This is a genomic window from Nocardiopsis sp. TNDT3, assembly GCF_003427465.1.
Lineage (GTDB): Bacteria > Actinomycetota > Actinomycetes > Streptosporangiales > Streptosporangiaceae > Nocardiopsis > Nocardiopsis dassonvillei.
This window is the reverse complement of the sequence record NZ_QPFC01000388.1, coordinates 1-11067: the sequence shown is the minus strand read 5'-3', so window position 1 is coordinate 11067 and position 11067 is coordinate 1. Positions and strand designations below refer to the sequence as shown.

Annotated in this window: 11 protein-coding genes and 1 pseudogene; 8 read left to right on the top strand and 4 right to left on the bottom strand. The window is 73.8% G+C overall.

The features are described from left to right. Positions 1–659: pseudogene (locus DQW06_RS10355) on the bottom strand (hypothetical protein); the annotation flags it as partial. A 323-nt stretch (positions 660–982) separates the two neighbouring features. Further along, the gene (locus DQW06_RS10350) at positions 983–1750 is read right to left on the bottom strand and encodes a response regulator transcription factor (RefSeq protein ID WP_013155372.1); all 768 of its coding nucleotides are present in this window, start codon (positions 1748–1750) and stop codon (positions 983–985) included. Positions 1751–1857: 107 nt separating this feature from the next. Here DQW06_RS10350 and DQW06_RS10345 point away from each other — a divergent pair, with 107 nt between their 5' ends. The 8 genes from DQW06_RS10345 to DQW06_RS10310 all read left to right on the top strand — a co-directional run bounded on the left by DQW06_RS10345 (position 1858) and on the right by DQW06_RS10310 (position 9760). Further along, positions 1858–2115, top strand: coding sequence for a MoaD/ThiS family protein (locus DQW06_RS10345; RefSeq protein WP_013155371.1), 258 nt, complete (start codon positions 1858–1860; stop codon positions 2113–2115). A 33-nt stretch (positions 2116–2148) separates the two neighbouring features. Further along, the gene (locus tag DQW06_RS10340; protein ID WP_013155370.1) at positions 2149–2415 is read left to right on the top strand and encodes a glutaredoxin family protein; all 267 of its coding nucleotides are present in this window, start codon (positions 2149–2151) and stop codon (positions 2413–2415) included. A gap of 414 nt (positions 2416–2829) precedes the next feature. Next, positions 2830–3525 (top strand): redox-sensing transcriptional repressor Rex, encoded by a 696-nt coding sequence (locus DQW06_RS10335; protein ID WP_013155369.1) that lies wholly within the window; start codon positions 2830–2832, stop codon positions 3523–3525. A gap of 138 nt (positions 3526–3663) precedes the next feature. Beyond that, entirely contained in the window at positions 3664–5169 is a 1506-nt protein-coding gene (locus DQW06_RS10330) for a glutamyl-tRNA reductase (RefSeq protein ID WP_013155368.1), read from the top strand. Further along, a complete protein-coding gene (hemC, locus tag DQW06_RS10325) occupies positions 5166–6173 on the top strand; it encodes a hydroxymethylbilane synthase (protein ID WP_013155367.1) in 1008 nt (335 codons plus the stop codon). The genes DQW06_RS10330 and hemC overlap by 4 nt, the downstream gene beginning before the upstream one ends. A gap of 99 nt (positions 6174–6272) precedes the next feature. Further along, on the top strand, positions 6273–7961 hold the full coding sequence (locus DQW06_RS10320) for a bifunctional uroporphyrinogen-III C-methyltransferase/uroporphyrinogen-III synthase (RefSeq protein ID WP_117198361.1): 1689 nt from the start codon (positions 6273–6275) through the stop codon (positions 7959–7961). Between the two features lie 47 nt (positions 7962–8008). Beyond that, positions 8009–9007, top strand: coding sequence for a porphobilinogen synthase (gene hemB / locus DQW06_RS10315; protein ID WP_117198360.1), 999 nt, complete (start codon positions 8009–8011; stop codon positions 9005–9007). Positions 9008–9106: 99 nt separating this feature from the next. Further along, positions 9107–9760 carry a bifunctional DNA primase/polymerase gene (locus tag DQW06_RS10310; protein ID WP_013155364.1) on the top strand — a complete coding sequence of 218 codons (654 nt, stop codon included), beginning with the start codon at positions 9107–9109 and terminating at the stop codon, positions 9758–9760. A 64-nt stretch (positions 9761–9824) separates the two neighbouring features. On the opposite strand, the gene map is transcribed toward DQW06_RS10310, so the two are convergent. Together map and DQW06_RS10300 are read right to left on the bottom strand one after the other, a co-directional pair. Further along, on the bottom strand, positions 9825–10595 hold the full coding sequence (gene map, locus DQW06_RS10305) for a type I methionyl aminopeptidase (protein ID WP_013155363.1): 771 nt from the start codon (positions 10593–10595) through the stop codon (positions 9825–9827). 223 nt (positions 10596–10818) lie between these two features. Next, positions 10819–11067, bottom strand: a 249-nt coding sequence (locus DQW06_RS10300; RefSeq protein ID WP_232832998.1) for a response regulator transcription factor, incomplete at its 5' end; no start/stop codon positions are given.

The window sequence follows — 11067 nt, the reverse complement described above, 5'->3', positions numbered from 1 at the left end:
CCCCCGCGGTCGTCGTCACGGGTGGGGTCGGGGCGGGGCGTGTCGGAGGGGCTCGTGGTGTCGTCCGGCTCCTCGGTCTCGGTGGGCTCGTCCGTGGGTTCCCCGGTCTGCTCCGGGGGAGTGGTGGGCTCGGGCCTGGCGATCGAGACCGTCCACGTGCCGGTGGCGACGGTGTGCGTGCTCGCGGGCTCCAGGGCCGCGCACGCGACGCCCTCCTGCGCGAGCGCGTAGGTGAGGGTGGCCGTGACCTCGGCCCGCTCGCGGGTCGCGCCGGTGACCTCTCCGGCGGACGCCTCCTGACCGGGGGCGACCTCCTGGGGCGTGAACCCCCTGACGCCGAACCCGCCGGTGTCCACGCTCATCGCCAGCAGGCAGACGCTGGCGTCGCCGGTGTTGGTCGCGGTGAGGGGGTTGACCGCGGAGTCGCCCAACTTCACCTCGTCGGAGTCCCGCTCGAAGGAGACGACAGCAGACGGGTCCGGCTCCGGGGAGGACGGCGGTGTGGAGGGCGCCGGGGAGGCGGACGCGGAGGGGCTCGGCTCGGCGTGGGCCGGGGACATGGCGGCGACCAGGCTGGAACCGACGAAGACGGCCCCCAGGGCGATGGCCGTGCGACGGCGTCCGGGGGTGAGCGGGGGTCTCGCGGCGTTCGTGGGCATCGGGGCGTTCTCCTCCTCGCGGATGGCGCGCCAAGGCAGCTTCTGCGCACCCGCTCGCGGGGAGTTTCGCCGCGCCTGACGTCCCGGCGTGGGGGTGCCCACACGATCTTAGGACCTGGGGCCGTCGAACACGAGTGTTCGGACGCCCGTTCTCACACCGTTCGCCCGCGGGACGGTCGGCCCCTGGAACGCGGTGGGTGGGGCCCGCGGCGGTGGACGCGGAAGCGCCGGGTCCCCGGGTGTCCGGAAACGACTCCGGGGCGCCCGTGCGGGCGCCCCGGGGTGGTCCTCGGGCGGAGGGAGGCGGCTCCCCGCGTGCCGCCCTAGGTCGCGCTGGGCTCGGCGGAGCGCGCGGCGGGCGGCGCGTCGACCCCCTCCGGCACGGCCGAGGGCGCCTTGGCGACCGGGTCGGGCACGAAGCGGTAGCCCACGTTGCGCACCGTGCCGATCAGCGACTCGTACTCCGAGCCCAGCTTGGCGCGCAGGCGCCGCACGTGGACGTCGATGGTGCGGGTGCCGCCGAAGTAGTCGTAGCCCCACACCTCCTGGAGCAGCTGCGCCCGGGTGAACACCCGGCCGGGGTGCTGCGCCAGGAACTTGAGCAGTTCGAACTCCTTGAAGGTGAGGTCGAGGATGCGGCCGCGCAGCCGCGCGATGTAGGTGGCCTCGTCGATGACGAGATCGCCCCTGCGGATCTCGTCGGGGTCGTCCGTCCCGGCCTCGGCCGACCCCACGGCCAGCCGCAGGCGCGCCTCGACCTCCGCGGGACCGGCGGTGGACAGGATGAAGTCGTTCACCTGCCAGTCGGGGGTCAGCGCCGCGACGCCGCCCTCGGTCAGGATCACCATCAGCGGGCAGTCCAGGCCCGTGGTGTCGAGCAGGCGGCAGAAGTTGCGGGCCGCGGCGAGGTCGGTCCGCGCGTCCACCAGGATGGCGTCGACCGGCGCGCCGGAGCCGCCGCCCGCGTTCGACGCCAGTAGGGCCCCCGCCTCCGCCGGCGCCACCCGCACCGAGTGCAGAAGGAGACCGAGGGCGGGCAGTACGTGGTCGGACGGTTCGTTCGAGTTCGTCAACAGCAGCAGATGGCTCATGCGTCTCTTCTCGTCACCCCGCTCTGTGCGGGCGATCGAAGGCGCCATTGCCCCCGGTGAAGATGTCCAATTCGTCGCCTCCGAGCAACACCAAGGATAATCAACGGATGGCGAAGTGCACTATCAGGTACTGGGCGGCGGCCAAGGAGGCCGCCGGAACCGCCGAGGAAACGGTCGGGGCCGCCACGCTCGCGGAGGCTCTGGAGGCGGCGTGTCGGCTGCACCCGGACGACCGCTTCCAGCGCGTACTCGGATCCTCCTCGCTGCTGGTCGACGAGCGGCCGGTCGGGCGCAGAGCGCACGGTGACGTGCCGGTCGCGGACGGCACTGTGATCGAGGTCCTACCGCCCTTCGCGGGAGGCTGAGGGGCCGTACGGCTCCGGAAACAGGAGGGGAACATGGCGGAAACACCCCAGTGGGCGGGCCAGGCGCGCGTGGTGATGCTCGGCAAGCCGGGATGCCACCTGTGCGAGGACGCCTGGGGGGTCATCGAGCGGGTCACGGACGAACTCGGCGCCAGCCGGGCGGTGCGCCAGCTCGACGAGGTCGGCGCGGACGAGCGCGAGGAGTACTGGGACAAGATCCCGGTGACGTTCGTGGACGGGCGGCGCCACGACTTCTGGAGGGTGGGCGAGGACCGCCTGCGCTCCGCCCTGGGCGGCTGAAGGGGTTTTCGTCGGTTCTCCGGGGGATGTGCGGTCAGCGGCCCGGGCGATGGGCGAAAACGTTTCCGGCCGCTCTCACGGGACGGCTCCTCCGGAGAGCTGAGTAAGCCCGAAAACTACGACTGTGCCCACAAATATGCACATATGACGGTCTTTGGTTGTCCCGAATTGCCGGCGTACGCACCGGAGGTTTCCACGGGGGCGCCAAGGCCCTTACCGGTGGGAACTTATGAGCCCGCCGTCACAGCGGGCCCCACTTTGTGCGTGCTTTCACAAGCGCGTAATCTAGGTACTCCAAGACACGCCCGAGGGGCGCGGCGGCAGCAGCCCGTCCGCTCCCCGCGCCGGTCCCGGCGGCCCGCCTCCCGCCCGGACCGCCTCCCGCGCCCGCCCGCCGACCAGGAGCGCCCGCCTGTGACCAGTCGTCCACCACGGCCCCGGGAGAGGGGCATCCCGGAGGCCACCGTGGCCCGGCTCCCCGTCTACCTGCGGGCCCTCCAGACCCTCCAGGACCGCGGCACCCTCACCGTCTCCTCCGAGGACCTCGCCTCCGCCGCCGGTGTGAACTCCGCCAAGCTGCGCAAGGATCTGTCCCACCTCGGGTCCTACGGGACGCGTGGCGTGGGTTACGAGGTGGAGTACCTCGTCTACCAGATCTCGCGTGAGCTTGGTCTCACCCAGGACTGGGCCGTGGCCATCGCCGGGATAGGCAACCTGGGCCGCGCACTGGCCAACTACGGGGGGTTCGGGACCCGCGGGTTCCGTATCGCGGCGCTGCTCGACGCGGACCCGGCGATGGTGGGGCAGAGTGTCGCCTCCCTGGACGTGAGGCATATTGACAACCTGGAGGAGGTTGTCCGTTCAGAGAGGGTTTCCATCGGTGTCATCACGACACCGGCGGTCTCCGCGCAGGGCGTGGCGACGCGCTTCGTCGAGGCGGGGGTGGCCAGCATCCTCAACTTCGCGCCGGTCGTACTCAATGTGCCGGACGGAGTCGATGTGCGTAAGGTCGACTTGTCCATCGAACTCCAGATCCTCGCCTTCCACGCGCAGCGCAGGGCCGATGGCGACGGCCGCGGCGCGGAACGCGCGGGACTGGAGCTGACGTGACCTGAGGGATGGACGATCCGGGCCGCGAGGCCCGCATGAGCGGTGGGCGATGAGCGAGCGTGCGCCGCGCCTCCGGCGGTCTGGCCGCCGCCGGGGCATACGAAGACGCTGTGTGGTGCCTGCATAGGAGTAGTGCGGATGAGTGTCCTGGCCGTGGGGTTGAGCCATCGGAGTTCGCCGGTGGCGCTCCTCGAACGTGTCGCGCTGAACGGGGAGACCCGCGCCAACGCGGTCGCCGAGATGGTCGGCTCCGAGCCCGTCAACGAGGTCATGGTGGTCTCCACCTGCAACCGCACCGAGGTCTACGCCGACGTCTCGGCCTTCCACGGCGGCGTCTCGGCCATCACCGAACTCCTCTCCTGGCACACCGGCGTCCCCCTCGGAGAGCTCTCCGAGCACCTCTACGTCCACTACGAGGACCGCGCGGTCCAGCACCTGTTCTCCGTCACCTGCGGGCTCGACTCCATGGTCCTCGGCGAGGGACAGATCCTCGGCCAGGTGCGCGACGCCCTCAAGGAGGGCCAGGAGACCGGTTCCGTCGGCCGCGTCCTCAACGACCTCGGCCAGCGCGCCCTGCGCGTGGGCAAGCGCGCCCACACCGAGACCCACCTCGACCACGCGGGCGCCGACATGGTCAGCTTCGGCCTCACCGTCGCCTCCGGCGGCCTCGGGCTCGGCCCGACCGGCGCTCCCCAGACCACCGCCCTCCAGACCGCCCAGACCGTGGGTTCGCTGCCCCCCGCGGGCTGCCCCATGTCCGCGGTCCCGGGCGACACCGCCGACGCGCCCGGGCTCGCCCGGCCCGCGCACGGCCCCCTCACGGGCGTGCGCGTCCTCGTCCTCGGCGCCGGATCCATGAGCGCCCTGTCCGCCAACACCGTCTCCCGCCAGGGCGCCGAGGCGGTCGTCGTGGCCAACCGCACCTTCGACCGGGCCGCGCGCCTGGCCGAGTGCCTCACCGAGGCCTACGACACCGTCGAGGCCCGCGCCGTCCCCTTCGCCGACGCCGCCGGGGTCCTGGCCGAGGTGGACCTCGTCATCTCCTGCACCGGAGCCCAGGGCCTGGTCCTGACCGCCGAGGCCGTGGCCGCCGCCACCGCCGGGCGCACGCGGCCCCTGGTCTTCCTCGACCTCGCGCTGCCCCGCGACATCGACCCGGCCGTGCGCGAGCTGCCCGGCGTGCGCCTGGTCGACATCGAGGACCTGCGCCAGGCCGCCGCCACCGCTCCCGGAGCCGACACCGGCCGCGACAGCGCCCTCACCCTCGTGCGCGGCATCGTCGACGAGGAGGTCACCGAGTTCCGCGCGGTCCGCCGCGCCCACCAGGTGACCCCCACCGTCGTCGCCCTGCGCGCCCAGGCCAGGGACGTGGTGGACGCCGAGCTGTCGCGCCTGCACGGCCGCCTGCCCGCCGACCTCGACGACCGCACGCGCGAGGAGATCAGCCGCGCCATGCGCCGCGTCGCCGACAAGCTCCTGCACAGACCGACCGTGCGCGTCAAGGAACTGGCCGCCGCACCGGACGGGGAGTCCTACGAGGCGGCACTGAGAGAACTCTTCGCACTCGACCCCGGAAGCCCCGAGGCGCTCACCGCCCCCGAGGGCACCGCCACCGCGGCACGGACCGCACAGGAGAAGTCATGACCGGCACGCCCTCCCACGGCACGACGGCCGACGGAGCACCCGACCACGGCGCCCCGGCCAGGCTCGGCACCCGCCGCAGCACCATGGCCACCAGCCAGTCGCGCATGGTCGCCGACGCCATCACCGCGCGCACCGGCAGGGTGATCGAGCTGGAGCTGATCACCAGCTTCGGCGACGTCACCAAGGCGCACCTGACCCAGCTCGGCGGCACCGGCGTGTTCGTCAACGCCCTGCGCGACGAGCTCCACGCGGGCACCGTCGACTTCGCCGTCCACTCGCTCAAGGACCTGCCCACCACGCCCGCCGAGGGGCTCGTGCTGGCCGCGATCCCCGAGCGCGACGACCCGCGCGACGCCCTGTGCGCGCGCGACGGGCTGAAGTTCGCCGACCTGCCCGCGGGGGCCAGGATCGGCACCGGCTCCCCGCGCCGGGTCGCCCAGCTCGCCGCGCTGCGCCCGGACCTGGTCTACGTCCCGATCCGCGGCAACGCCGAGACCCGCCTGGGCAAGGTCGCCTCCGGAGAGCTGGACGCCGTCGTCCTGGCCTACGCCGGACTCGGCCGCGTGGGACGCACCGAGGACGTCACCGAGGTCTTCGAGCCCGAGCAGATGCTGCCCGCGCCCGGCCAGGGCGCCCTCGCCGTCGAGTGCTCCGTCGAGCGCCTCGACGGCGACCTCGCCTACCTGGCCTCGGTCGACCACCCCGCCACCCGCGCCGAGGTCGTCGCCGAGCGCACCGTGCTCTCCGAACTGGAGGCCGGTTGCGCCGCCCCGGTCGGCGCCTACGCCCAGTACGACGCCGAGACGGGCCGCCTGCGCCTGCGCGCCGCCGTGGTCGCCACCGACGGGGCCGAGGCCGTGCGCCGCGAGCGCGCCGCCGACCTCGCCTCGCCCGGGGACCTGGCCGCCGCCACCGCGCTCGGCCGGGACCTGGCCCGCCAGATGATCGCCGAGGGAGCCGACCGCATCGTGGCCGAGGCCTTCGCCGAGAGGGACACGCCCTAAGCAGGAGCAGTCGGCGGGCCTCCTCGGCCTGGGCCCGCCGTACCGCCGCCCCCGGCGCCGCACACCGGGGCGCGGCGACCCACACAGAGGAGCCAGTACGTGAACGCCAACGCCAACCCCCAGCCGGAGGAGCCGCGCGCCGCAGCGCGGGCCGGGCACGTCGCCCTGGTCGGTTCCGGTCCGGGCGGCGCCGACCTGCTCACCCTGCGCGGCGCCGAGCTGCTGAGCCACGCCGACGTGGTCATCACCCTGCGCGAGCCCGCCGCCGAGGAGCTCTCGGGCTTTCGCGCCGAACTCCTCTCCCACTGCTCCGAGGACGTCTCCGTGATCGAGGCGGGCGAGTGCGGCGGCGACGTCAACGCCCTGGCGGTGGCGCGCGCCCGCGACGGGCAGCGGGTGGTCCGCCTCTACTCCGGCGACCCGTTCTTCGGCTGCCGCGGCGCCGAACTGGTCTCCGCCTGCCACGAGGCCGGGGTCGAGGTCGAGGTCGCCCCCGGCGTCTCCGCGATCACCTCCGTGCCGACCTTCGCGGGCGTGCCGCTGCTGGACGCGGACAGCCCCGAGGTGCGCGTGCTCAACGCCCGCGCGCACGGCGGGGGAGGGGTCGACTGGCACGAGGCCGCCGCCAGCGGCGCCACCCTGGTCGTCATGGGCGGCGACGCGCCCGCCGGTGAGCCGGTCGAGCACCAGGGACCCGGCTTCGACGTGCTGTGCAAGACCCTCATCGCCGGAGGGCGGCCCGCCTCGACCCCGGTCGCGGTCGTGCGCGCGGGCGGCACCACCCGTCAGACCACGGTCTCCTCGACCCTGGGGCGGCTCGTCGCCGACCTCAAGTCCAAGGACGCCAAGGGCCACCACGTCACCGCGCCCGCGCTGATGGTCGTCGGCCCCGCCGCGGGCCGCCACCCCGAGCTGTCCTGGTACGAGAGCCGTCCGCTGTTCGGCTGGCGCGTCCTGGTGCCCCGCACCAAGGAGCAGGCCGCGGCCCTGTCCGACCAGCTGCGCGGCTACGGCGCGGTGCCCGAGGAGGTGCCCACCATCTCCGTGGAGCCGCCGCGCACCCCGCAGCAGATGGAGCGCGCCGTCCGCGGCCTGGTCACCGGCCGCTACCAGTGGGTGGCCTTCACCTCCGTCAACGCGGTCCGCGCCATCCGGGAGCGCCTGGAGTCCTACGGCCTGGACGCGCGCGCGTTCGCCGGGGTCAAGGTCGCCGTCGTCGGCGAGGCCACCGCGCGCGCCGTGCGCGAGTTCGGCATCCAGCCCGACCTGGCCCCGCCCGAGGAGGAGCAGTCCAGCTCGGGCCTGGTCTCGGTGTGGCCGCCCTACGACGCCGAGATCGACCCGATCGAGCGGGTCCTGCTGCCGCGCGCCGACATCGCCACCGAGACCCTGTCCGCCGGGCTGGACAAGCTCGGCTGGGAGGTCGACGACGTCACCGCCTACCGCACCGTGCGCGCCGCGCCCCCGCCCGCGCCCGTCCGGGAGGCGATCAAGGGCGGCGGCTTCGACGCGGTGCTGTTCACGTCCTCCTCCACGGTGCGCAACCTGGTGGGGATCGCGGGCAAGCCGCACAACACCACCGTCATCGCCGTCATCGGTCCCGAGACGGAGAGGACCGCGATCGAGTTCGGCCTGCGCGTCGACGTCGTGGCGCCCAAAGCCTCGGTTTCCGCCCTCGCACACGCCCTTTCGGAGTACGGTGCCGAGAAGAGGCGCGAGGCGGTCGAGGCGGGCAAGCCCGTCCTCAAGCCCAGTCAGAAGAGACGCGGTCGCCGCCGCAAGCTCTGAGAGACCACACCGCCACCGACGCACGAACCTTTCCCGGGAGCCCCGTGATGAACGCCTCCAGCAACGACGCCGCCTTCCCCGTGGTCCGGCCGCGCCGCCTGCGCCGCGGTCCGGCGCTGCGCCGCCTGGTCGCCGAGACCCGGGTCCGCCCCGAGGACCTCGTCCTGCCGATGTTCGTCAAGGAGGGCATCACCGAGCCGGTGGCCGTCTCCTCGATGCCCGGCCAGGTGCAGCACACGCGTGACAGCCTGCGCAAGGCGGCCCACGAGGCGGCCGCCGCCGGAGTGGGCGGGCTGATGCTCTTCGGCATCCCCGCGCACAAGGACGCGCACGGCTCGGCCGCCGACGACCCCGAGGGGATCGTCCAGGCCGCCCTGCGCGACCTGTCCGCCGAGGTCGGCGACGACCTCGTGGTGATGGCCGACCTGTGCCTGTGCGAGTACACCGACCACGGCCACTGCGGCCCGCTGGAGGTGGACGGGCACGTCGACAACGACCTCACCCTGGAGCGGTACGCGTCCGTGGCCGCCGCCCAGGCCGAGGCGGGCGCCGCCGTGGTGGCGCCCAGCGGCATGATGGACGGCCAGGTCGCGGCGATCCGCGCCGGGCTGGACCGCACCGGGCACCAGCAGGTGCCCATCCTGGCCTACGCCGCCAAGTACGCGTCGGCGTTCTACGGCCCCTTCCGCGAGGCCGCGGAGGGCGCGCCGCAGTTCGGCGACCGCTCCGGCTACCAGCAGGACCCCGCCAACGCGCGCGAGGCGCTGCGCGAGGTGGCACTGGACGTCGCCGAGGGCGCGGACATGGTGATGGTCAAACCCGGCCTGGCCTACCTCGACATCGTGGCCAAGGTGGCCGAGGCCTCCCCGGTACCCGTGTCGGCCTACCAGGTCAGCGGCGAGTACGCGATGATCGAGGCGGCCGCGGAGCGGGGCTGGATCGACCGCGAGCGGGCCATCGTGGAGACACTGACCTCCTACCGCAGGGCCGGGGCCGAGCAGATCCTCACCTACTGGGCGACCGAGGCCGCCCGCCTGCTGCGGTAGCGCGACCAGGCCCCTCGCCCCGGTCGCGGTCCCCGGGCGCAGGGCCTCCCACGACGGCGAGGCCGCGCCTGGAACACGAGCGAACACCGGGGAGGCTCCATGGCCGAGGTTCTGTACCGACGTAAGCGCCGCCATGCGGCGGCCAGCATGCTGGACGCCGCTCTGGGCTACGCCGAGCTGGGCTGGCCGGTGGCGCGCGGCACCTCACCGGGGCAGGACCGCGCGTGCAGCTGCGACCGGATGGGCTGTCCGGACCCGGCGGCGCACCCGGTGACGATGGCCTGGGGCGTGGAGGCCAGCACCGACACCGACACCATCCGGCGGTGGTGGACGGCCACCCCCGACGCGAACATCATCCTGCCCACGGGGCGGGTCTTCGACGTGTTCGACGTCCCCCGTGAGGCGGGTGTGATGGCGCTGGCGCGCATGGGCCGCTCGGGCGTTCCCGCGGGCCCGGTCGCGGCGGTGGAGTCCTCGCGCTACCTGTTCTTCGTGGCCACCCGTTCGCCGGTGGACGAGGACGAGTGGTGGTCCTGCCACCTGGACTGCGTGCCCGAGGCCGTGGAGGAGATGCCGGGGCTGCGCTGGCACTGCCGGGACAGCTTCGTGCTCGGAGCCCCCTCGCTGCTGCCCTCCGGCGACCGGGTCACCTGGATCCGCCCGCCGCGCGCCGAGGACGGGGCCGTGGTGCTGCCCGACCCGATCGTGGTGCTCGACATCCTCGCCGACGCGAGCGAGGAGTTCCCCGCCTGACCCCGGGGCGCGCCGGGCGTACCGGTGGCGGTACCGCTCGGGCGAGCGAGCGGCGGTCGGACTCCTACCTGGGCAGGGTGAGGATCTCGGCCCCCTCGTGGGTGATGGCGATCGTGTGCTCGCTGTGCGCCGTCCGGCAGCCCGTCGCGCTGCGCAGCGTCCACCCGTCGGCGTCGGTGACCAGCTCGTCGGTGTCCGCCATGACCCACGGCTCCAGGGCGAGCATCAGGCCGGGGCGCAGCTTGTAGCCGCGTCCGGGCTGTCCGGTGTTGGCCACGTGCGGGTCCTGGTGCATCGTCGACCCGATGCCGTGACCGCCGAACTCGGTGTTGATCGGGTACCCCGCCGCGCTGAGGACCGAGCCGATGGCGTGGGAGATGTCGCCGACGCGGGCCCCGGGCCGGGCGGCGGCGATCCCCGCCTCCAGCGCGCGTTCGGTCGCACGGATCATCGCGACGCTCTCGGCGGGCCTCGACTCGCCCACGACGAAGCTGACGGCGGAGTCCGCGGCGACCCCGCCCAGGGAGACGGCGAGGTCGAGTGTGAGCAGGTCGCCGTCGGCGAGCGCGTAGTCGTGGGGCAGTCCGTGGAGCACGGCGTCGTTGACGGCCGTGCAGATGTAGTGGCCGAACGGCCCGCGCCCGAAGGACGGCGCGTAGTCGACGTAGCAGGACTGCGCTCCGGCCTCGGCGATCATCTCCCGGGCCCACCGGTCGATGTCCAGGAGGTTGGTGCCGACCGTGGCGCGGCTCCGTGCCGTCCGGAGGATGTGGGCGACCAGGGCGCCCGCGTCCTTGGCTCGGGCGAGTTCGGCGGGTTTCAGGATCTCGATCATGCGGCGGCCTCTCACGCAACCAATAACTATACCGGCCATACTATACCGGTTCTGGGGGTGGGGTCACGGCCGGACCGCCGGTCACTTCGCCGGAGGACGAGCGCGGACAGCGTTCCGGCGGCCTTCCGCGCCCGCGAGGGGCGCTCAACGTCCGGGCCGCGCCCGGCGCACGCGTCGGAGGGCCTTCGAGGGACCGGGTCCGTTCGGCGTTCGGGAACGGGCCCTAGCCGCCCCGGCGCTCCCGTACCCACAGGGCGAGCCGGGTGCGGTCGCGCAGCCCCAGCTTGCGCAGGATGCTCGTGACGTGGTTCTTGGCGGTGCCCTCGGTGATGAACAGGGCACGCGCGACCTCCCGGTTGGTGGCGCCCGTGCCGACGAGGCGGGCCACCTCCTCCTCGCGCTCCGACAACCGGGGCGCCTCCCCGTGCCCTGGCGGGCGGGGCGGGTCCGCCGCGGGGACGGTGGAGGGGCC